18 protein-coding genes are annotated in these 22,145 nt (G+C 51.0%); 9 read left to right on the top strand and 9 right to left on the bottom strand.

Going from position 1 to position 22,145, the window contains the following annotated elements:
• Positions 1-176 precede the first annotated feature (176 nt).
• Entirely contained in the window at positions 177-1,013 is an 837-nt protein-coding gene (gene fghA / locus JQ822_RS13415) for an S-formylglutathione hydrolase (protein ID WP_213133868.1), read from the top strand.
• On the opposite strand, the gene JQ822_RS13410 is transcribed toward fghA, so the two are convergent.
• A complete protein-coding gene (locus tag JQ822_RS13410) occupies positions 1,014-1,403 on the bottom strand; it encodes a helix-turn-helix domain-containing protein (RefSeq protein ID WP_213133867.1) in 390 nt (129 codons plus the stop codon).
• Complete coding sequence (locus JQ822_RS13405; RefSeq protein ID WP_213133866.1) at positions 1,381-2,763, bottom strand: L-serine ammonia-lyase; 1,383 nt, start codon at positions 2,761-2,763, stop codon at positions 1,381-1,383. Before JQ822_RS13405 ends, JQ822_RS13410 begins: the two co-directional genes overlap by 23 nt.
• A gap of 223 nt (positions 2,764-2,986) precedes the next feature.
• Here JQ822_RS13405 and serB point away from each other — a divergent pair, with 223 nt between their 5' ends.
• The 3 genes from serB (at position 2,987) to JQ822_RS13390 (ending at position 7,630) form a co-directional block, all read left to right on the top strand.
• A complete protein-coding gene (gene serB / locus JQ822_RS13400) occupies positions 2,987-3,874 on the top strand; it encodes a phosphoserine phosphatase SerB (RefSeq protein WP_213133865.1) in 888 nt (295 codons plus the stop codon).
• A 32-nt stretch (positions 3,875-3,906) separates the two neighbouring features.
• Entirely contained in the window at positions 3,907-5,229 is a 1,323-nt protein-coding gene (locus tag JQ822_RS13395) for an MFS transporter (protein WP_213133864.1), read from the top strand.
• A 415-nt stretch (positions 5,230-5,644) separates the two neighbouring features.
• Positions 5,645-7,630 (top strand): ligand-gated channel protein, encoded by a 1,986-nt coding sequence (locus tag JQ822_RS13390; RefSeq protein ID WP_213133863.1) that lies wholly within the window; start codon positions 5,645-5,647, stop codon positions 7,628-7,630.
• A gap of 67 nt (positions 7,631-7,697) precedes the next feature.
• Here the strand turns inward: JQ822_RS13390 and lysP are convergent, their stop codons facing one another.
• Positions 7,698-9,173 carry a lysine-specific permease gene (gene lysP, locus JQ822_RS13385; protein WP_213133862.1) on the bottom strand — a complete coding sequence of 492 codons (1,476 nt, stop codon included), beginning with the start codon at positions 9,171-9,173 and terminating at the stop codon, positions 7,698-7,700.
• 159 nt (positions 9,174-9,332) lie between these two features.
• The gene (gene yieE, locus JQ822_RS13380; protein WP_213133861.1) at positions 9,333-10,202 is read right to left on the bottom strand and encodes a DNA-binding transcriptional regulator YeiE; all 870 of its coding nucleotides are present in this window, start codon (positions 10,200-10,202) and stop codon (positions 9,333-9,335) included.
• 190 nt (positions 10,203-10,392) lie between these two features.
• Between yieE and JQ822_RS13375 the strand changes: the two genes are divergently transcribed.
• From JQ822_RS13375 to JQ822_RS13365, 3 genes are all read left to right on the top strand, one after another.
• Positions 10,393-11,442, top strand: a complete 1,050-nt coding sequence (locus JQ822_RS13375) for a YeiH family protein (RefSeq protein WP_213133860.1) — start codon at positions 10,393-10,395, stop codon at positions 11,440-11,442.
• A 71-nt stretch (positions 11,443-11,513) separates the two neighbouring features.
• Positions 11,514-12,371 (top strand): deoxyribonuclease IV, encoded by an 858-nt coding sequence (gene nfo / locus JQ822_RS13370; protein WP_135321288.1) that lies wholly within the window; start codon positions 11,514-11,516, stop codon positions 12,369-12,371.
• A 2-nt stretch (positions 12,372-12,373) separates the two neighbouring features.
• Complete coding sequence (locus tag JQ822_RS13365) at positions 12,374-13,462, top strand: sugar kinase (RefSeq protein ID WP_213133859.1); 1,089 nt, start codon at positions 12,374-12,376, stop codon at positions 13,460-13,462.
• Between the two features lie 47 nt (positions 13,463-13,509).
• On the opposite strand, the gene JQ822_RS13360 is transcribed toward JQ822_RS13365, so the two are convergent.
• The 4 genes from JQ822_RS13360 to hypT all read right to left on the bottom strand — a co-directional run bounded on the left by JQ822_RS13360 (position 13,510) and on the right by hypT (position 17,933).
• Entirely contained in the window at positions 13,510-14,760 is a 1,251-nt protein-coding gene (locus JQ822_RS13360) for a NupC/NupG family nucleoside CNT transporter (protein WP_213133858.1), read from the bottom strand.
• 96 nt (positions 14,761-14,856) lie between these two features.
• Positions 14,857-15,792, bottom strand: coding sequence for a pseudouridine-5'-phosphate glycosidase (locus JQ822_RS13355; protein ID WP_213133857.1), 936 nt, complete (start codon positions 15,790-15,792; stop codon positions 14,857-14,859).
• Positions 15,780-16,721, bottom strand: a complete 942-nt coding sequence (locus JQ822_RS13350) for a pseudouridine kinase (RefSeq protein ID WP_213133856.1) — start codon at positions 16,719-16,721, stop codon at positions 15,780-15,782. Before JQ822_RS13350 ends, JQ822_RS13355 begins: the two co-directional genes overlap by 13 nt.
• A gap of 300 nt (positions 16,722-17,021) precedes the next feature.
• Complete coding sequence (hypT, locus tag JQ822_RS13345; protein ID WP_213133855.1) at positions 17,022-17,933, bottom strand: hypochlorite stress DNA-binding transcriptional regulator HypT; 912 nt, start codon at positions 17,931-17,933, stop codon at positions 17,022-17,024.
• 352 nt (positions 17,934-18,285) lie between these two features.
• Between hypT and JQ822_RS13340 the strand changes: the two genes are divergently transcribed.
• Entirely contained in the window at positions 18,286-19,005 is a 720-nt protein-coding gene (locus tag JQ822_RS13340) for an aspartate/glutamate racemase family protein (protein WP_213133854.1), read from the top strand.
• A 77-nt stretch (positions 19,006-19,082) separates the two neighbouring features.
• Entirely contained in the window at positions 19,083-20,381 is a 1,299-nt protein-coding gene (locus JQ822_RS13335) for an anaerobic C4-dicarboxylate transporter (RefSeq protein WP_213133853.1), read from the top strand.
• Between the two features lie 68 nt (positions 20,382-20,449).
• Here JQ822_RS13335 and fruA read toward each other — a convergent pair whose 3' ends face one another.
• Positions 20,450-22,138, bottom strand: a complete 1,689-nt coding sequence (gene fruA, locus JQ822_RS13330) for a PTS fructose transporter subunit IIBC (RefSeq protein WP_213133852.1) — start codon at positions 22,136-22,138, stop codon at positions 20,450-20,452.
• Positions 22,139-22,145: the final 7 nt, after the last annotated feature.

Here is a 22,145-nt window from a genome sequence, read left to right as displayed (position 1 = left end):
CGTGCGGCTTTCACGCATCGTTCGACCGTGTGGTTTTAAGTGTTAAGGTAAAGTTACGTAGATGATGAAGTATGTTTGCCCATTGCGAAAGTGAAAGTTACTCACAGCGCCATGAATAATCTGTATTATGGTGAATTCGCAAACATATTCAGGTTCAACACAACAAGGAGCCACGCATGGAAATGCTCGAAGAGCACCGCTGTTTTGAAGGCTGGCAGCAACGCTGGCGTCATGATTCCGCCACGTTAAATTGCACCATGACCTTCAGCATTTTTCTCCCGCCGCCGCGCGATAATAGCCCGCCTCCAGTGCTGTACTGGTTATCGGGCCTGACCTGTAATGATGAAAACTTCACCACTAAAGCGGGCGCGCAGCGTATTGCCGCCGAGTTGGGGATTGTGCTGGTGATGCCGGATACCAGCCCACGCGGTGAACAGGTGGCCAACGACGACGGCTACGACCTGGGTCAGGGCGCCGGTTTTTATCTCAATGCCAAGCAGCAGCCATGGGCCACGCATTTTCGCATGTATGATTATTTGCGCGATGAGCTGCCGCAGCTTATTCGGTCGCAGTTTAACGTCAGCGAACGCTGCGCCATCAGCGGGCACTCCATGGGCGGTCACGGCGCGCTGATTATGGCGTTGAAAAATCCGGGGAAATACACCAGCGTTTCCGCCTTTGCGCCGATCGTAAATCCCTGTCGTGTGCCGTGGGGCGAGAAGGCGTTTAGCGCCTATCTGGGCGAGGACAAATCAACCTGGGCCGAATGGGATAGCTGCGCGTTGATGTTAGCCAGTAAGCCAGAAGATGCGATTCCAACGCTGATTGATCAGGGTGATAGCGATCAGTTTCTCGCCGATCAACTGCAACCTGCGGTGCTGGCTGAAACGGCACGTCAAACCGCGTGGCCGATGACGTTACGCATCCAGCCAGGCTACGACCACAGCTATTACTTTATTGCGTCGTTTATTGAGGATCACCTGCGCTTTCACGCCCAATATTTGCTGAAATAATCACCAATACAACGTATTTTCCATCGCCGCGCTGTAGCTCATATCCTCGGATTGCGGCGCGGATGCTTTACGATTTAAATCAGCAGCCTGTTGGCGTACCTGCAATCGTCCCGTATTTTCGCCCCCCTCATGGCCTTCGTTAAAATTTCGCATTTCAGACTCGAATAAGATTGCATCCAGATGATGCAGTTTATTCAGCGCCCGAAGCAGTGAGATAAGCGTATCCAGATTCAGGCCACTTCCTTTCTCAACGCGTTTAATGGTGGCGATCCCTACCTGCGCATTGTCGGCAAGCTGCTGTTGCGTCAGCGCTAGCGAAATCCGCGTCTCCTTAATACGCGAACAGAGTGACAGGATAATTTCATCGTTATTCATGGTGTGATATTTCATGCCTCCCTCCCCTTTTTCTCGGTTGAATTTTCCCGAGGCAGCCATGATACGTTTCGCGATATTTCGCGCTCATGTCCTTACCCGTTTCATACATAGCGGCAATCACCTCATCCAGTGAAACACACGGCTCACTGACACGACTCATCGCCATGGTCGCGGCGTTGATCGCTTTTACGGACGAAATGGCGTTGCGCTCAACACAAGGAATTTGTACCTGCCCACCGACCGGATCGCAGGTCAGGCCCAGATGGTGCTCCATGGCGATTTCTGCGGCGTTCAGTACCTGTCCAACAGAAGCGCCCATCAGTTCAGCTAACCCCGCTGCGGCCATTGAGCACGCCACGCCGATTTCCCCCTGACACCCGACCTCCGAACCCAAGATAGATGCATTCTGTTTGAACAACAGGGCGACGGCGCCCGCAGTGAGGAAAAAACGGATAACCGACGCGCTATCCAGTTCGCAGACAAATTTATCGTACCAGCAGAGCACCGCCGGGATAATGCCGCTTGCGCCATTGGTCGGGGCTGTAACAACCATCCCGCCTGCCGCGTTTTCTTCGCTAACAGCAATCGCAAACGCATTCACCCAGTTGAGGTGAGTAAGAAAATCGTTCGCGGTAGGTTTCATCGCCAGTGATTTATGCAACGCACAAGCCCTGCGCGGAACCTGATACGGCCCAGGCAGCAGCCCCTCAGTATGCAGACCGCGATGGACCGCCTGCTTCATCGCCGCCCATATCTGCGTAAAATGCTCCTGCAATGCGGTCTGAGAATGCACCCGCAGCTCATTTTTCATCATTAACGCCGCAACGGATAGTCCGTTATGCTGGCACAGTGTCTGCAACTGCTCCGCGTTGCGAAAGGCAAATGGGAACGCCGCTATGCGCTCAGGTTTCACCGGGACCGGCTCGCCGAGTTTGCGAACCTGGCCGGCGCCGGTTGAAAACCAAGTTTCTTCATACAGCGTAAAAAAACCATCTCTGGCGCGAAAGGTCATCGCATAAGGATGCCCGGAATGCGGCTGCGGGTTAGACAAAATTGAGATCGTTACGGTAACGCCTGGAGACAGAACCAGAGAGCCTTCATGTTCCGCACGTTTAATCGCGTCCATCTGTAGACGTAAATCAACATCATCCGGCTGATTGCCCATTAACCCGAGATAAAGCGCGATATCAACGTTATGACACTTGCGGCTTAACGAAAGTGCGCCGTATAACTCAACATCAATCTTCCGCGTCAGCGACAAGGTCTCTTGCTGCTTTAATTGTGAAATGAAATTAAACGCAGCACGCATCGGTCCGACGGTTCTTGAACTGGAAGGACCAATGACAATTTTGAAAATATCAACACAACTCTCCATTTTTATATCTCTCACTTCCCTGTTAAAAATAACAGCGTATACCTCTGACAACAGCAGACCGTGATTAGCATATCAAAAATGATACTTTTCTCACGCCTTTATTTTTCGGTATGAAAAACAATACTATTTTATCTTTTCTTTAACATTCACATCTGTGATTAAGCCGGATTCAATAGCCATCTCCCCTCCACTACAATAACCCCCAGTTAACAGGAGTGGCATAATGGCAATTATTTATTTCATCACCAAAAAAGATCCTGAAAAACTTCAGGCGTGGCTGCAAAATACTTTTCTCAATACAAATACAAAACACAATCACTGCTCTCTGGAACCGTTATATATAAGTTCAATCAATAAAACATACTTAAAGCTTTCTATACCTGATGAAATATTCACACATGATATATCTATAGAACTCAGAGCCACATCATTCGCTCAGCAGTTTGATTTTTTCATTAAGCCCCAAATCATCCCAGCGAACGGAATTGTCGCTTTTGACATGGATTCAACATTTGTTGAGGAAGAAGGTGTCGATGAAATAGCCCGAACTCTGGGTATCTCTGAGCAGATAGCGGAACTGACTCAGCAGGCAATGGAAGGAAAACTGGATTTCAATAGCAGTTTTACCCGCCGTATCGGAATGCTAAAGGGGACGCCTGTCGATGTGCTTAATGCGGTATGCGACCGTATGACCGCCTCCCCCGGCATCACCACAATTTTGCCGCTCCTCAAGGCGAAAGGTTTTAAAACCGCAATTATTTCCGGTGGTCTGGATATTTTCACTCACCGACTTCAGGAAAAATACCAGCTGGACTATGCTTTTTCCAACACCGTTGAAGTCATAAATAATGCCCTGACGGATAATATCTCCCTTCCCATCATGAACGCCGAACACAAAAAGACAACGTTGATCAAGCTTGCCGATACACTGCATATACCACAGCATCATATTATCGCCTGTGGTGATGGCGCCAACGATATTCCCATGCTAACACATGCTGGAACAGGCGTTGCCTGGAAAGCCAAGCCGGTTGTCAGAGATATAATATCAAACCAGATTAATTTTCACGGATTCGAATCGCTTCTCTTCTTGATCGAAAATGAATTATAACTCCACCAGCAAAATCTGCAGGGATATTTAAAATGAACTTGAAATCGTTTATTTTCAGCCAGACTGATAAGCCGGTTGTTAAAGAAAAAAAAGAGATTGACCATACCTATAAAAAATTTCGTGTAGAGATTATCACCTCAGTTTTTATCTCTTACGCCGTCTTTTATTTAACACGTAAAAACTTCTCTGCCGCCATGCCTGCAATGCTGTCGGAAACGTCTCTGACAGCAGAAGATTTTGCCATTATGTCCTCCCTCTTCTACATCCTGTATGGATCGATGAAGTTTGTTGGCGGCATGCTGGTAGATAAAATCAACCCTAAAGCGATGACCGGCCCGGTACTTATTGGCGTTGGGATCGTTAATATTCTGTTTGGTTTTTCCGACAGCGTGGCCGCGTTTTATGTGTTGTACAGCCTTAATGCCATTCTCCAGGGTACCAGTTTTCCACCGATGGCGAAAATCATGGCTTCCTGGTTTTCCAAGAATGAACGCGGGCGTTGGTGGGCTGTGGTTGAAGCGGCGCACAATATCGGCGGCAGTCTCGCTCCACTTCTGACCAGCTTTGCGATTGTCTGGAGCGGTAGCTGGAAAATGGGTTTTTATGTTCCGGGGGTGATTTCCCTGCTCATGGGGGTTATCGCACTCTTTACCATTAAAGACCGCCCTGGAACGCTAGGCCTGCCCAACGTCGGCGAGTGGCGCAAGGACCCGACTGAACTTGCGCAGGTCAAAGCCAGCCCGATCAACCTCACTTTTTGGCAGATATTCGTTAAATATATTCTGATCAATCCGCTGGTCTGGATAATTATCGTTGGCGATATGTCCGTCTATATTGCCCGCACCATCCTCAATGACTGGCCGCAAATTTACTATTCGCAAGTACATGGCTGGAGTCTTATTAAAGCAAACTCCATCATCTCCTGGTTTGAAGCGGGCGGGCTTGCCGGTGGACTCTTAGCGGGTTATTTATCTGACTTTATGTTCAAAAGTAATCGCTGGATGACCGGCTTAATTTTCGCCCTAATGCTGTGCGTGTGTATTACCTTAATCCCGCTGGTTCAGGATACTTCATATACCATTACGGCCATACTTTTCACGATTATGGGATTCGCCCTGTACGGACCGCATATGCTTTTTGCAGTAGGCTGTCTGGACGTTACACACAAAGATGCGGCGGGTTCTATCACTGGCTTCCGGGGATTGTTTAGCTATGTTGGCGCAGCAATGGCAGGCGTACCGGTAATATTAGTGAAAAACAGTTGGGAATGGTCTGGTGTCTATATCTATGCCGTGATCGCGATTCTGTTAACCACCCTGTCACTGGCGTTACTTGCCAAATTCCATCGGCTTTAAGTCGTCATATAACAGCGGCGAATACTGCCGCTGTTACTAATTAACTATTCAGAAGTAGTAATCCTCGGTCATAAAGTAACCCTTGAGGGCGCAAGCCCTCTTTGTTTCTCCATCATTTCTTCACTTTTTCTCCTTTTTTATTTCATCGCTATCTCATTGACCATAAAAGCTTTTCCTTAAAAATCATATCAAACACAAATGATTTCTATTATCATTTGTGTTTACAAAATTTCATACTTTTGTACAATCCCCCCGCTTCTTTACTGAAAAGAGTGCTTAAAAGACAAATACATACAATTGTCATGGCCTTTCACATGACACGCAGTTCAGTACCCTCAATAGTTCAGGTTGCAACAGCCAACGCATCTACAACTTGAAGTATGACGGGTAAATTCATTTAAATGGAATGATACAAATGACGATACCTCACGTTAAGGCTATTGCTGTCGTAGTCAGCGCGGCATGCCTCCCATCACTCGTTTATGCCGCTGACCAGGATACCGTGGTGGTCACCGCTACCGGATTCGAGCAAAAAATTCAGGACGCCCCCGCCTCTATTTCTGTGATCACCAAGCAGCAAATTGAGGATAAGGCTTACCGCGACGTCACCGATGCGCTCAAAGATGTCCCTGGCGTCGTCGTCACAGGCGGCGGTAGCAGCAGCGATATCAGCATTCGCGGGATGGCCTCACAATACACGCTCTTCCTGGTCAATGGGAAACGCATCAGCACACGAGGCACACGCCCTAACAGCGATAACTCAGGTATTGAACAAGGCTGGCTACCGCCGCTGGAATCAATTGAGCGTATCGAAGTGATCCGTGGCCCCATGTCATCGCTTTACGGCTCCGATGCGATGGGCGGCGTAATTAACGTGATCACCAAAAAAGTGTCAAATACCAAAGCCTGGAGCGGTTCCTTACACGGTGATGCCACCTTCCAGGAAGACCGCGATTCCGGTGATATTTACCAGACTAACGCCTATGCGTCCGGGCCGCTGATTGACGGATTACTCGGCGCAAAAGTCACCGGTTTATTCTCTCATCGTGCGGAAGATGAAATCGTCAATGGCTACAATGAGCAGCGTATGCGTAACGGGGGATTAACCCTGAACTTTACACCGGATGATAAAAACGACATTGACTTCGATTACGCACGTGAACTGCAGGATCGCGACAGTACGCCCGGCAAATCAATGGCAGAAGAAACCTGTCGTAACGGGAGCTGTAAGCCAAACAGCAAAAGCGAAAACAAGTATGTACACACCACCTATTCATTAACCCACAGCGGTTACTACGACGACTTCAACACCACCAGCTATGTTCAGCAGGAGGAGACCGATAATCCGGGTCGCCAGATGAAGTCCTACAACACCATCTTTAATAATCAGAACCAGATTTTCCTCGGGGCGCATACCCTGACCGCGGGCGGGCAGTACCGTTATGAAAAACTGCGCGATAACGGTAACCAGCTACAAGCGGCTGATGGCCTGAATAAGCTGACCCGCTGGAGCTGGGCGCTGTTTGCTGAAGATGAATGGGCGGTAACTGATACCTTCACGCTGACCGGCGGTCTGCGTATGGATAAAGATGAAAACTACGGTGATAACTGGACGCCGCGCGGCTATGGCGTATGGCATCTCAGCGATCAATGGACGTTGAAAGGCGGTGTCTCTGCGGGCTATCGTGCACCGGATCTGCGCCAGTCGTCAGCAAACTGGGGACAGGTGACCGGCGGCGGTCGTCTGAACGGGATCATTGTGGGCAACCCGGATCTGAAACCGGAGAAGAGCCTGAGCGAAGAAATCGGTCTGCTGTGGGATAACGGCAACGATCTCAACGCGGGCGTAACGCTGTTCAACACCGATTTCAAAGACAAGATAACCGAAGTTCGCCGCTGCAACAGCAGTTCCGATCCGGCCTGCACCATCGGCAATACCCACTACGATTTCGTCAGCGATCGCGTTAACGTCGATAAAGCCAATATGCGTGGCGTAGAATCCACCTTCGGCTGGAAAATCACCACCGATCTCAACTGGACGGCGAACTATACCTATACGGAATCTGAGCAGAAAAGCGGTCAGTTCTCCGGTCAGCCGTTAAACAAAATGCCGAAGCATATGTTTAACACCACGCTGGACTGGCAGGCAACGCAGGATCTCGGTTTCTGGAGCCGTCTGAATCTGCGCGGGAAAACATCTGAATACCTGAGCCGTACCTCGATGGCCCAGGGCACGCCGTCTTATACCCAGGTCGATGTCGGTGTGCGTTACTACGTGAGCAAAGATGTGCTCGCCACCGCCGGTGTGTACAACGTGCTGGATAAGCAAATCGATTACGATACCTACGACACCATACTTGATGGGCGCCGTTACACGGTTGGCCTGACATATAACTTCTAAGTTCGGCCCAATAAAAAACCCCGGCATTTATCATGTCGGGGTTTTTTGTTATTTCTTGCCAAATCTCTTAAGACGATTTCTTCACGCGATCCGGGAATTGCATTTCGCTGTAACGCACGAAACGCGTCCCTTTGGTCAGCTTATAGCCGAACCAGATAATCAGGAACAGCGGGATACCAATATAGGTAGCCATTACGCCGCCCCAGTCAATGGAGTCTCTCAGGAACGCTTCGTAGTTTTGACCCAGGGTGATTATCAGGCACAGCACGAACGCAAAGATCGGCCCCAGCGGGAAGAAGCCTGAGCGATACGGCAGATCGTTCACATCACGCCCCTGCATCACGTAACCGCGACGGAAACGATAGTGACTGATGGCAATCCCCAGCCAGGCGATAAAGCCCGTCATCCCGGAGGTGTTCAGCAGCCACAGGTACACGGTCTGGTTGCCAAACATGGAGGTCAGGAAGCACAGACCTGCCACCACCGTGGTCGCATACAGCGCATTACGCGGAACGCCACCACGAGACAATTTGGCGAAAATACGCGGTGCTTTGCCGTCGCATGCCAGGGTGTAGAGCATACGCGTTGAGGCGTACATACCGGAGTTACCCGCCGACAGCACCGCCGTCAGGATCACAGCGTTCATCACCGCCGCCGCAGAAAGCAGGCCAGCATGCTGGAAGACCAGCGTAAACGGACTGACGCTGATGTCTTTCACATCGTTGCGCAGCAGGCTTGGATCGGTATACGGAATAATCAGGCTGATAATCAGAATCGCGAACACATAGAACAGCAGGATTCGCCAGAACACCTGACGCACCGCACGCGGAATGTTCTTCTCTGGATCTTCAGATTCACCCGCCGCAATACCGATAAGTTCAGTACCCTGGAAGGAGAAGCCGACGATCATCGCCACGCCGATCATGGCAGCAAAGCCGCCGGCAAAAGGTGCGTCTCCCGTGGTCCAGTTGCTCCAGCCCACCGGCTGAGCGCCTTTGAAGATACCAAAAATCATCATCACGCCAACCGCAATAAAGATAATGACGGTGGTGACTTTGATAAGAGAGAACCAGTACTCCGCTTCACCAAAACCTCTGACCGAGATGTAGTTCAGCAGGAAGATCACGCACAGGAACAGCGCACTCCAGATCCAGCCTGGCGTATCCGGGAACCACCAGCTCATCACCAGCTGCGCAGCCACAAGGTCAACGGCAATGGTTACAGCCCAGTTGTACCAGTAGTTCCAGCCCAGCGCGAAGCCAAAGCCTTCTTCTACATAGTTCTGACCGTAGGTGGAGAACGAACCGGAAACTGGCATATACGCCGCCAGCTCGCCGAGACTGGTCATCAGGAAGTACACCATCAGGCCAATCAGAATATAGGAAAACAGCGCGCCGCCTGGACCCGCCGCAGAAATGGTTGCACCAGATGCAACGAAAAGACCCGTACCGATGGAGCCACCAATGGCAATCATCGTCAGGTGGCGCGCCTTCAGTTCACGACGTAGCGTGGGCGCTTCTGTGGTTTTAATTTCGGAAACCATGTGAAAATGCTATCCATCCAAAAAATGAGGCGCGATTGTAGCAGACGAAACGGCATTCTTCCGGCACAAATACGCTGTTATAAGAGACCTTCATGACTGGCCGTGGATTATAAGTAAAGCAGAAAATGGCAGGCATGTTGCCTGACAAAACATCGCCTCCTACTGCTGGTCGCTGTAGCGTAAAAAGCGCAGTAGTGCGTTTGAGAGATGTTTTTGGCGGTGATGAACGCGCCAAAGGGTACGCACTAAACGGGGCAACGGTACGGGCACTTCACTCAGCGTTCCCGCCTGTAACTGTTCTTCAATGACTCGACGCGACAGGCAGCTAATCCCTAATCCATGGCGCACCGCATGCTTAATGGCCTCAGAGTTACCTAACTCCATGGCCATCTGAAATCGAGGTAAATGAGACAGCAGCAGGTAATCCACCAGCTCACGCGTACCGGATCCGCGCTCGCGAAGGATCCACGGTGAAGCGGCCAGTTGCTCCAGCGTGACGGGACCTTTTACCAGCGGAGAAGTCGGCGCAGCAAACACCACCAGTTCATCTTCCAGCCAGGGTTCAGAGATGATTTCCGTGCTGTGGCATGGCCCTTCTATTAGTCCAATATCGACCCGAAAATCCAGTACAGCATTAATCACATCCAGGCTGTTGCCCACGCTTAGCTCCAGCGGCAGATCGGGAAAATCCTGTCGATAGTGGGCAATCATGGCAGGTAAAATGTAATTGCCGATGGTGCTGCTGGCAAAGACGCGAATCGCCCCATTATCATCACGAAAGAGCTGTTCAATTTCGGCAGTTTGCTCAAGCAGCGCCAGCGCGCGGGGATAGAGTAAACGCCCGTGCTCATTCACCACCAGACGTTTGCCCACACGATCGAACAGTTGCACGCCAAGCTGCCCTTCCAAATCGGTTAGCGCCGCGCTCACCGCTGATTGCGACAATGACAGCATGACAGAAGCCTGGGTCGTCGAGCCACTTTTCAGTACCTCAGCAAACACTTCAAGTTGTCGCAGGGTGATATGCATGGTCGTTTTCCTCCAGATGGCCCGCGTTCATACCCTAAATAATTCGAGTTGCAGCCAACGCACATGCAACGTGAAGTATGACGGGTATACCACTTATATAGATTAATTATAAATATATAATCAATTTTATTTTTAAGCCACTTCACCTTACTATTTTCACCAAGAAATCATTCCATTCACAGGAGGGGTTATGACCGAACTCGCCCTACAGAATCATCGACGTACAGTGTGGCATTTTATTCCGGGCCTTGCCCTGAGCGCAGTAATCACCGGGGCCGCGTTATGGGGTGGTTCTATCCCCGCCGTCGCGGGTGCCGGGTTCAGCGCCCTCACCTTAGCCATTTTACTGGGGATGGTTCTCGGCAACACGGTCTATCCGCACATCTGGAAAAGCTGTGACGGCGGCGTATTGTTTGCCAAACAACATTTGTTGCGCCTGGGGATAATCCTCTACGGCTTTCGCCTCACCTTTGCGCAGATTGCGGACGTTGGCGTCAGCGGGATTGTGATCGATGCCTTAACGCTGACCAGCACCTTTATGCTTGCCTGTTTCCTCGGTCAGAAAGTGTTTGGCCTGGACAAACACACCAGCTGGCTTATTGGTGCCGGGAGCAGCATTTGTGGTGCCGCGGCGGTACTGGCAACAGAGCCGGTAGTGAAAGCAGAGGCCAGCAAGGTGACGGTCGCTGTCGCCACCGTGGTCATCTTCGGTACCATTGCTATCTTCCTGTATCCGGCGATGTATCCGCTGCTGGCACACTGGTTTAGCCCGGAAGCCTACGGGATTTACATTGGGTCAACCATGCATGAAGTCGCACAGGTTGTCGCTGCCGGACACGCGATTAGCCCGGATGCAGAAAACGCCGCGGTGATTGCCAAAATGCTGCGCGTCATGATGCTGGCTCCGTTCCTCATTCTCCTGGCTGCACGTGTGAAGCAACTGTCTCCGGCTAACGGTGGCGAAAAGAGCAAAATCACCATTCCGTGGTTTGCCATCCTGTTCATTGTGGTGGCGATCTTTAACTCGTTCCACCTGCTGCCGCAGTCTGTGGTGAACATGCTGGTGACGCTGGATACCGTACTGCTGGCAATGGCGATGGCTGCACTTGGGCTGACCACTCACGTCAGCGCCCTGAAAAAAGCCGGAGCCAAACCGTTACTGATGGCGCTGGTTCTGTTTGCCTGGCTGATTGTTGGTGGTGGTGCAATCAACGTTGCCATCCACGCCCTGATGGCATAATCGACCACGACTAACCCCCGCTGACCCGCTATACTCTCCCCTTTTATATTTGAGTATGGCGGGTTAAATTTATGAAATATATTGGAGCGCACGTAAGCGCCGCTGGCGGTCTGGCTAACGCCGCTATTCGAGCCGCAGAAATCGAAGCGACCGCATTCGCCCTGTTCACCAAAAACCAGCGCCAGTGGCGCGCCGCGCCGTTGACCACCGAAGTCATTGATGATTTCAAATCTGCCTGCGAGAAGTATCACTATACTTCCGCCCAGATCCTGCCTCACGACAGCTACCTGATTAACCTCGGTCACCCGGTTAGCGACGCGCTGGAAAAATCACGCGATGCCTTTATTGATGAAATGCAGCGTTGCGAATTGCTGGGGTTGTCCCTGCTTAACTTTCATCCGGGCAGCCATTTAATGCAAATCCCGGAAGATGAATGCCTGGCGCGCATTGCCGAATCTATCAACATTGCCCTCGCGCAGACCCAGGGCGTAACGGCGGTCATCGAAAATACCGCCGGACAAGGCAGTAACCTTGGATTTAAGTTTGAACATCTGGCCGCCATTATCGATGGCGTAGAAGACAAATCCCGCGTCGGCGTCTGCATTGATACCTGTCACGCCTTCGCCGCCGGATACGATCTGCGTAGTGCCGCCGAGTGCGAAAAGACCTTTGCCGAGTTTGAACGTATTGTCGGCTTTAACTATTTACGTGGGATGCATCTGAACGACGCCAAGAGCACGTTTGGCAGCCGCGTTGACCGCCACCACAGCTTAGGCGAAGGAAATATCGGTCACGACGCATTCCGTTGGATCATGCAGGACGACCGTTTTGACGGCATTCCGCTGGTACTGGAGACCATTAATCCGGATATCTGGGCGGAAGAGATAGCCTGGCTGAAAGCGCAGCAAACAGAAAAAGCGGTGGCGTAATCATGAACGACAGGGAAAAGCAGATCCTTAAGATCCTGCGTCGCAATCCGTTAATTCAGCAAAATGAAATTGCGGATATTTTACAGATCAGCCGTTCGCGCGTCGCCGCACATATTATGGATCTGATGCGCAAAGGAATGATTAAAGGCAAAGGCTATATCCTCACCGAACAAGATTATTGCGTGGTGGTTGGGGCTATCAATATGGATATTCGCGGCGTCGCCGATATCCATTATCCGCAAGCCGCATCTCACCCTGGCAGCATTCACTGTTCCGCTGGCGGTGTAGGCCGCAACATCGCCCATAACCTGGCGCTGCTGGGGCGTGATGTGCATTTAATTTCCGCCGTCGGCAGTGATTTCTATGGCGAAACGTTGCTGGAACAGACGCGCCAGGCAGGCGTCAACGTTTCCAGCTGTATTCGACTGCACGGGCATAACACATCAACCTATCTGTCGATCGCCACTCAGCAGGAAGAGACCGTGCTGGCCATTAATGATACCCACATCCTGCAACAGTTGACCCCGCAACTGTTGAACGGCTCGCGGGATCTGATCCGCCATTGTGGTGTCGTGCTGGCGGATTGTAATCTGACTGCCGAAGCCATTGAGTGGGTCTTTACTATAGCCGATGATATTCCAGTGTTTATCGATACCGTTTCAGAGTTCAAAGCGGCAAAAATGAAAACCTGGTTTACACGGATTCATACGCTAAAACCGACGCAGAAAGAGCTGGAGATTTTATGGGGTCAGCCTATCCATTCTGATGCGGATCGCCTGCTGGCCGTAAATAGCCTCCATCAGCAGGGGGTAAAACGAATCTTTGTTTGCCTGCAAGATGAATCCGTTTTTTGCAGCGAAAAGGATGGAGAACAATTCTTACTGACGCCTCCCGAGCATACAGTGGTAGACAGCTTTGGGGCGGATGACGCTTTTATGGCGGGATTGTTGTACAGCTTTCTTGAAGGCAGCGAGTTCCGTGACAGCGCTCATTTCGCGATGGCCTGCGCGGCATTATCGCGTGCCAGCGTCAGTATCAACAATCCAACGCTCTCCGCCGATAACGCACTGTATTTGCTGCAAACAGCTTAGATATATTGCCGGATAAAGCATCAGCCGCTATCCGGCAATATCACTGGCTACGCTAAACCGATAAAGAATCCGGCAATCGTGGCGCTCATCAGGTTGGACAGCGTTGCCGCAGCCAACGCTCGCATCCCAAGCTGCGCGATTTCCGGCGCTCGCTGTGGCGCAATGGCGGAAAATGCCCCTACAACCACACCGATGGAACCGAAGTTGGCAAAACCGCACAGGGCAAACGAAATAATCGCGATAGTTTTCACATCCAGCGTCCCACCGGTTTGCAGATACGGCGAGAAGTTGAGATAGGCAACGAACTCGTTAATCGCCAGCTTCTGTCCAATCAGGCTACCTGCCAGCGTCGCATCGCTCCAGTCCACACCCATGATCCATGCCAGAGGCGCTAATACATAGCCAAAAATCCCTTCGAGCGTGGCGTGACCAAAGCCAAACCAACCGCCAACGCCGCCGATAATGCCATTAATTAGCGCGATTATCGCCACAAATGCCATCACCACCGTCGCCACACCGGCGGCGATTTTCAACCCGGTCATCGCGCCGCTGGCCGCCGCTTCAATGATGCTTTTCGGCGGCGTTTCAGTAAACGACAGGTTCTCAAAGGTGACGCTGGATTCTTCCGTTGCCGGACTCAGCATACGGGCAAACAAAATACCGCCTGGGATTGCCATCAACGATGCCGCCAGCAGATAATCGATTGGTACACCCATTCCGGCGTAACCAATCATCATCGAACCCGCAATAGAAGCCATCCCGCTACAAATCGCAGTAAACAGCTCATTGCGATTCAGGCGGTCAATAAACGGTTTCACGATCGCCGGGATCTCGTTTTGCCCGAGGAAAATCGTTGTTACTGCGACAAATGATTCGATCTTACTGATGTTAAGCGCTTTCTGGAAAATACCGCCGAGGATGCGGATCAATAGCCCCATCACGCCAATGTAGTAGAGCAGACTGATCAGTGCGGTGACAAAGATGATGGCCGGAAGAACGCGGAAGGCGAAGATAAACCCGGCACCGTCAAACAGCACATCCATTTTTGGCCCTACCAGCGAACCAAAGATAAATGCGCTTCCCGCGTCACTATATGACATCACCTTGTGGACGCCGAGCGCGGCCTGCTCAACCAGCCATTTCCCCGGCGGGAAATACAGCATAATACCGCCGATTGCGATTTGCAGTACCAGTGCGGCCCCAACGGTGCGCAGGCTAATACGTTTTTTATTTACTGACAGCAGAAACGCGATGGCCAGTAATACCACCATACCCACAACACTTCTCATTATATCCATAATGAAATTCCCTTCATGCCAGGAAACCCGGCGTTAGCGCCAGGTTTTGGTAGGTTTGATATTCGCGGGCGACCGCATTCTGCCCGAGAAATTCTGTCAGACGAGGCGCTGATATTCCTTCGCAATCTCGCAAGCCAGTACCGCGTTGTTGAACACCAGCTGAATATTCGATTTCAGGCTGTCGCCTCCGGTCAGTTCCGCCACCCGAGCCAGCAGGAATGGCGTACTCTCTTTACCTACCACCCCCTGCTCTTGCGCTTCTTTCACTGCCCGATCGATTGCCGCATTTATTTTCTCTTCTGCCATCGCAAACTGCTCAGGGATCGGGTTTGCGACAACCAGACCGCCGTTCAGTCCGGTTTGCCACTTCACCGCCATTGCGCGCGCAATCTCTTTCGCACTGTCCAGACGGATACTGACCTCAAACGGGCTGGTACGGCAGAAAAATGCCGGCAACGCTGTGGTCTGATAACCAATTAATGGCACACCAAAGGTTTCCAGATATTCGGTGGTTAATCCGAGATCGAGAATAGATTTCGCCCCCGCACAAATGACCGTCACATTGGTATGCGCCAGCTCCTGCAGGTCAGCAGAAATATCAAACGTATGCTCAGCTCCACGGTGAACGCCGCCAATACCACCGGTCGCAAATACTTTAATTCCCGCCAGAGCGGCAATAATCATGGTAGAGGCAACGGTGGTCGCACCATTTTTTCCTGCGGCAACCACAAACGGTAAGTCACGACGACTCACTTTCGTCACGTTATGCCCTTCGCGGCCTAACAGCTCTATTTCTTCTTTACTCAAGCCAACTTTCATTACTCCGCCAATAATGGCGATAGTTGCGGGCACAGCGCCGTGTTTACGAATAGTTTCTTCTACTTCAATCGCTGTCTGCGCATTTTGTGGGAATGGCATACCGTGAGAAATAATAGTTGATTCAAGTGCTACAATCGGTTTTTTACTGTTTAATGCTTCCTGCACTTCTGGCGATATTTGTAATAATTCAGAGGAAAGAGTTAATTCAGACATTCTGTGTTCTCCACTATTGAGCTAACATTCGCAACAGATAAATCAGGGTTATTGGTATATTCACAGGCCAACGCCATTGATGAGCAACCCTGCGCAAATCGAACCGAATCAATAAAGGGCATGCCGTCTACCCAGCAGGAAGCCAGACCGGCCATCATCGCGTCGCCAGCCCCCGTCACATTAATTACGTTAGTTTTAATCGGCAGCGACCAGCCGCTATTCCCGCTGATATCGCTATAATAAACACCGTCTCCGCCCATGCTAAGCACCAGACGATTTAAGCCGCGTTCGTGAAACCATGAGGCCACTTTCCCGACGTCTTCACGTCCAGAGAGTGCAATGCCACTCAACGTTTCTGCTTCAAGCCGGTTAGGTTTTAAGGTATGAATTCTGCCGAGTCGTTCGCGAATTTTGACGCATTTCCATGCTGATACCGGATCCACAAACACCGGAACCTCTCCCGCATGTTCCAGCACCCACGCCAGTGCGTCTTCACTGATATTACAATCGGCAACGATCACTTTCGCATCACGAATAAAATCGACATGTTGCGACAAAAACGCGGCTGAAATGTGATCGGTAATACTCATATCATTAATAGCAACCAGCATTTCGCCAGTGTTATCCAGCAGCGATAAATAACTTGATGTATTTTCCCCTGGCACAATCAGGCATTTATCAACATAGACGCCGGATTGATTGGTCTGCGCCAGTAATGACTGTCCATAAAAGTCGTTACCCACCGCAGTCAGCAGCCATGAGTTTTTCCCTAGCAACGCTAAATTATGTGCAATATTTCTCCCCACGCCACCCGGGGTGAATTTTATCTTTCCAGGATTCGAATCCGCATAATTTAGAGAAGCATGCGAATACCCGGCAACATCCATATTGGCCGAACCAATGGTTACTATGTATTCCTTTTCACGCACAGCACGCCCCCTGGCAATAAAATGCCACAAATGAGTTCGTTAAAAATAACCAACACCACAAATGAGGTTATTAGAGCACATGTTCGTTTTTAAACACATGCTCATGATATGCGTGTTTTTGACAAAGTAAATCCATTCGCAAGATCAAAAGCGAATAGATATGAACAGAATCACAATTTTTTTTAGATACAGTTTGCAAGCGAGGAAAAAATTGAGAGCCAGGACACAAATTGAGCAGATAAGGACGTATCCTCCGCCATAGCCGAGGTTTTTCAGATGCGCCGGATATACCGGCGCGCTTCAGGCGAGTGAAATCAGATCTTCTGGCATATGATTATGCAAGATACGCCAGAATTGTTCGGCCGTTTTATTCAACCGGGTATCCATCCGGTAAATATAGGCCTGAATTGGCACCATCAGCTCCGGCGTAGCCAGGCAAACCAGGCGCTTAGCACGCAGTTCATTAGCGATCGACCAGGCAGGCAGCCAGGCGATACCATGCCCATCAAGCGCCATATTCTTCAGTAATTCACTCATCGAAGACATCAATAACGTGCGCGCCGCAATACCACCAACCTCCGCCAGATGCCGATTAACCAACCGTCCCATATAAGACGCGCTGGTGTAGTTAAGCACCGGCACCTGTGGCTGATAGATATCAAATAAAGGGTTCCCCAGCTCATCAGCAGCACAAACGGGATACAGTTCCGACTCAAACACTTTCAGGCCGCAGAAAGGCGATTGCATCAAGTCTTCGTCGCGAAATGAGATAATAAAATCACTTTTTCCTTCTCGCAGGGTATTTACCGCCTGCACAACATCAATCGCCTCAACGTGATAAACGAATTCTTCACCGTAAGCTGCCATCGCATGCACTAATCTGGGCAACATGGTAAGCGACAGAGAATGTGCTGCGGCTATTTTTATATTCGGCACGCCAAGCAGGTTATGACCGCTTAGCTCATCCAGATTGCATTCAAGTTGTTGTAGAAGACTGCGGGTCTGCGAATGGAACAACTTCCCCTCTTCCGTCAACTGTAGCGGTGAAGTTGTACGATCGAATAACATCACGCCAACGGCTGACTCGAGCGCCTTGATCCGCCGGCTAAATGCAGGTTGGGATATATTGCGCGCCTCGGCGGCCTGGGAAAAATGCCGGCAGGCTTCCAGCGTCAGGAAATCATATAACCATTTTGTCTCAATGTTTTTCATTTCTGTCACGCCGATGTTTAAATATGTCGATTAGCATAAAACATCATGCCTGAATTTATCAGCAAAGAGCATTGACTCTTAGCAATTAACGATTCGTTTTTTGCATAACACCTTCACTTTCGACATTAACAGTTTGCGCTTCTCTCCCCGTCACTGCGTCTCATTTCTCGCCGGGCGCTGCGCCTCCCGCTGTAAACTGCTTTTCTGTGCATACAAACAAAACCGCAGCTATGCACGTTTTGCATCAACATAAACATTATTGCATTTCTCTTCGGTGGTATCTGCTGTTAAACAATAACGCAAGAAATAAAACTCTCGCAGATATTAACAACAGTCAATTGAGGTATAAATCGTGAAAGGTTTAATTGGCGTACTTGGCGGTATGGGTCCTGCGGCAACCGTTGATCTCTTTAATAAGTTTGTCACGTTTACCGCAGCGCAACGCGATCAGGAACATATCCCGTTAATTATTTCGTCTATACCTGACATTCCCGACCGCACTGACGCTCTGATGCATCATGGACGTTCCCCGCTTCCGGCGATGCGCGACTATCTGCATAAACTCGAAGACGCCGGTGCAGAGTGTATTGTGATCCCTTGTAATACCGCCCATTTTTGGTTTAAAGAATTAAAAGATGCCTGTCATATCGACCTGCTTAGCATCGTTGAAACCACAATGAATGAGGTCGAGAACTGCGGAAAATCCCGTATCGGACTGCTGGCAACCAACGCCACGCTCTACATGGGACTCTACCAAAAAGGTATCGAGTCGCTTGGCTTATCCTGCATCAGCCCTGATACCGCAAGTCAGGAAAAAGTCATGAAAAGTATTTACTGCTTAAAAGCAGGTGATATTAAACGCGCTCATGAATTGATGAATGAACAGGCTGAAATTCTCTTCTCACGTGGCGCTGAAGTCATTGTCCTGGGCTGTACGGAAGTCCCCGTCATTCTTGCTGATGCGGTCAAACAGTTACCTGATAAATATATTGACTCAACAGGTTCATTAGTTCGCGCCGGAATTAAATGGTATGAAAAAAGAGTAGGTAAACACCATCTTCTGGCGCAATAACAATCACGATCCAATTTAATAATCACATCTAATAAACACACACCTTTAATGACAATAATTGTCTGGCGGAGGCCATCATGATTTGGCTAGAAATTATCGTAGTATTAGGCGCAATATTCTTTGGTATTCGACTCGGCGGAATTGGTATCGGCTTATGCGGTGGTCTGGGGCTGGCAATCCTAACGCTGGGGTTTGGTCTCCCCATTGGCTCCCCTCCTGTGGACGTCATTCTTATTATTATGACGGTTGTCGTGGCCGCCTCTACACTACAAGCCGCAGGGGGTATGGACTATCTGGTCCGTATTGCCGGGAATTTTATGCGGCGTAACCCTAAATATATCAATATCATTGCGCCGATTATTACCTGGTCAATGACCATTATGGCGGGGACCGGATTTATTGTTTTTTCTACCCTACCGGTCATTGCAGAAGTGGCCAAAGAGTCCGGGATCCGCCCCTCCCGTACGCTCGCAGGCTCCGTCGTGGCCTCCCAGGTCGCGATATCCGGTTCGCCAATCAGTGCCGCTATGGCGGCAATGCTGACCATCATGGAAGGAAACGGCGTCAGCTTTATTCAGGTCATGGCCGTATGTCTGCCAGCCTCGTTCGTTGCCGCAATGGTCGCCGCATTTATCGCTTCACGACAGGGATGCGAGCTTCAGGATGATGAAGTGTATCTGGAACGTCTGCAAAAAGGTCTGGTCCGTAAATATGAAGGACAGAACAGTACGACGCCTGGCGCCGTACTCTCTGTCGCTCTGTTTATGCTGGCGACGGTTGCCATCGTTATTCTTGCCGCCTGTCCTCAGCTACGCCCCGGATTCGACGTCGGTAGCCCGATGAATACGCGGGATATCATCATTATCTGCATGCTGTCTGCCGCTTGTCTGATGGTGGTGTTATGCAAAACCTCCACAGATTCGATTGTGCTGACATCCACTTTTCGTGCGGGCATGAGTTCGCTGGCGGTGATTCTGGGGATTGTTACGCTGGGCACAACCTTCATTGACGCTCACCTGGCGGAGATTAAAGATATCGCGGGGGATATCTTACGGGCTTATCCTATGCTGCTGGCACTGGTACTCTTTGGTACCTGCGCGCTCCTCTATTCACAAGGAGCAACCACGCCGCTGATTATCCCACTCGCCGTGGCCCTCGGCATGCCGACATGGGCTATTTTGGCCTCCTATGTGGCAGTAACCGGTGTGTTTGTCCTGCCTACCTATCCCACGTCACTGGCGGCAATGGAGTTCGATACCACGGGGACAACGCGTGTGGGCAAATATGTCTTAAACCATCCGTTTATATTGCCTGGATTAGGCGGCATCATTGCTGGCGTTGCCTTTGGCTTTATCATTGCGCCAATGATTGCTTGAGATAATAACTACGGTGTAGCCAATCAAAAAAAGGGCAGAGAAATCTCTGCCCTTTTATCCACATTTAATTATGCCGCTTTAGCAACAGCATCCTCTTCCGGACGTTTCAGGAAGGCATAAGACAGACCCGCCACCAGCGTACCGGCAATAATCGCCAGCAGATATCCCACCACCGGCGTAATCGCGCCAGGGATCAGCAGCACGAACAAACCGCCGTGTGGTGCCATCAGCTTCGCGCCCACCGCCATTGAGAGTGCACCTGTCAGCGCACCACCGACGATGCAGCATGGCAGAACGCGCATCGGGTCACGGGCGGCGAACGGAATCGCCCCTTCGGTGATGAAGCACAGGCCCAGCACCAGAGCCGCTTTGCCCCCTTCACGCTGCGCGTTGTCGAATTTACGACGCGCCACCAGCGTTGCCAGACCCAGCGCCAGCGGTGGCACCATCCCCGCCGCCATAATGGCCGCCATCGGTGCATACGTCTGCGTACTGAGCAGGCCCACGCCGAACGCATACGCCGCTTTGTTCACCGGACCGCCCATGTCGGTACACATCATGCCGCCAAGAATCGCGCCGAGCAGTACCGCGTTCGCCGTCCCCATGGTTTGCAGCCAGTGGGTCAGACTTTCCAGAATGCCGGCAACCGGTTTGCCAATCAGGTAGATCATGGCCAGGCCAACCACCAGGCTTGAGAGCAGCGGAATGATCAGGATCGGCTTCAGCGCTTCCATACTCTGCGGCAACTTCAGTTTGGTGCTGATAAGCTTCGCCACATAGCCCGCAAGGAAACCGGCAATAATCCCGCCAATAAAGCCAGAACCGGTACTCACTGCCAGCATACCGCCGATAAGGCCTGGCGTCAGGCCGGGACGGTCGGCAATGGAAAACGCAATGTAACCGGCCAGAACCGGCACCATCAGCGCGAACGCCGAGCCGCCGCCAATCTGCATCAACGCCGCAGCCAGCGTACCCGGCTCTTCAAACGCTTTAATACCAAACGCAAAAGACAGTGCAATACACAGACCACCGGCAACCACCATCGGCAACATGTACGACACGCCGGTCAGCAGGTGACGGTACGCGCCTGCGCTCTCTTTCTTACCTTCTGTCGCCGCAGCCTGTCCTTTACCCGCAGGCTGGTACGGCGTCGCTTCGTCTACCGCTTTATCCAGTTCCAGCTTGGTTTTCTTCAGCGCCAGACCGGTTGATGTGCGATACATCGGTTTTCCGGCAAATTTCGCCAGGTCCACTTCAATATCCGCCGCCACAATCACCAGATCAGCCTGCGCCACTTCTTCCGGGGTAATGGCATTACCTGCACCTACTGAACCACGGGTTTCAACCTTCACCCACCAGCCGCGTTTTTTGGCTTCAGTTTCAATGGCTTCAGCCGCCATAAACGTATGTGCCACGCCGGTCGGACAGGCCGTCACCGCCACCACGTGTTTTGGGCCATTGCTTGCCACAGACGCTGCTGCAGCTGGCGCGATGTAAGGCTTCGCATGACCTTTCGCTTCGCTCAGGAACAGCTCAGGATGCGCCACCGCACGAGAGATGTCTCCCAGCCAGACTGTTTTGCCGTTCAGCGCACTGTCGTTAGGGAGGGTGTCACCCAGGACAATCGCCATCTCTGCATCATTCGGATTATCAATAATATCCAGATGCGCTTTTTTCGCCGCCGCTCCAAGCAGGGTTTTCGCCATGTAAGCACGAGCCTGGCCGAGATTAGCGTCAATAATCAGCAGCGTTTTCATTATGCAT

Origin of the sequence: Citrobacter sp. FP75 (assembly GCF_018342065.1) — a bacterium.
GTDB lineage: Bacteria > Pseudomonadota > Gammaproteobacteria > Enterobacterales > Enterobacteriaceae > Citrobacter.
This window is presented reverse-complemented; position numbering and strand designations above follow the sequence as displayed.

Bases quoted from the DNA above. Each gene is read 5' to 3' on its own strand.
- fghA (WP_213133868.1), top strand. From the start codon at position 177: ATGGAAATGCTCGAAGAGCACCGCTGTTTTGAAGGCTGGCAGCAACGC.
- JQ822_RS13410 (WP_213133867.1), bottom strand. From the start codon at position 1,403: ATGAAATATCACACCATGAATAACGATGAAATTATCCTGTCACTCTGT.
- JQ822_RS13405 (WP_213133866.1), bottom strand. From the start codon at position 2,763: ATGGAGAGTTGTGTTGATATTTTCAAAATTGTCATTGGTCCTTCCAGT.
- serB (WP_213133865.1), top strand. From the start codon at position 2,987: ATGGCAATTATTTATTTCATCACCAAAAAAGATCCTGAAAAACTTCAG.
- JQ822_RS13395 (WP_213133864.1), top strand. From the start codon at position 3,907: ATGAACTTGAAATCGTTTATTTTCAGCCAGACTGATAAGCCGGTTGTT.
- JQ822_RS13390 (WP_213133863.1), top strand. From the start codon at position 5,645: ATGACGATACCTCACGTTAAGGCTATTGCTGTCGTAGTCAGCGCGGCA.
- lysP (WP_213133862.1), bottom strand. From the start codon at position 9,173: ATGGTTTCCGAAATTAAAACCACAGAAGCGCCCACGCTACGTCGTGAA.
- yieE (WP_213133861.1), bottom strand. From the start codon at position 10,202: ATGCATATCACCCTGCGACAACTTGAAGTGTTTGCTGAGGTACTGAAA.
- JQ822_RS13375 (WP_213133860.1), top strand. From the start codon at position 10,393: ATGACCGAACTCGCCCTACAGAATCATCGACGTACAGTGTGGCATTTT.
- nfo (WP_135321288.1), top strand. From the start codon at position 11,514: ATGAAATATATTGGAGCGCACGTAAGCGCCGCTGGCGGTCTGGCTAAC.
- JQ822_RS13365 (WP_213133859.1), top strand. From the start codon at position 12,374: ATGAACGACAGGGAAAAGCAGATCCTTAAGATCCTGCGTCGCAATCCG.
- JQ822_RS13360 (WP_213133858.1), bottom strand. From the start codon at position 14,760: ATGGATATAATGAGAAGTGTTGTGGGTATGGTGGTATTACTGGCCATC.
- JQ822_RS13355 (WP_213133857.1), bottom strand. From the start codon at position 15,792: ATGTCTGAATTAACTCTTTCCTCTGAATTATTACAAATATCGCCAGAA.
- hypT (WP_213133855.1), bottom strand. From the start codon at position 17,933: ATGAAAAACATTGAGACAAAATGGTTATATGATTTCCTGACGCTGGAA.
- JQ822_RS13335 (WP_213133853.1), top strand. From the start codon at position 19,083: ATGATTTGGCTAGAAATTATCGTAGTATTAGGCGCAATATTCTTTGGT.
- fruA (WP_213133852.1), bottom strand. From the start codon at position 22,138: ATGAAAACGCTGCTGATTATTGACGCTAATCTCGGCCAGGCTCGTGCT.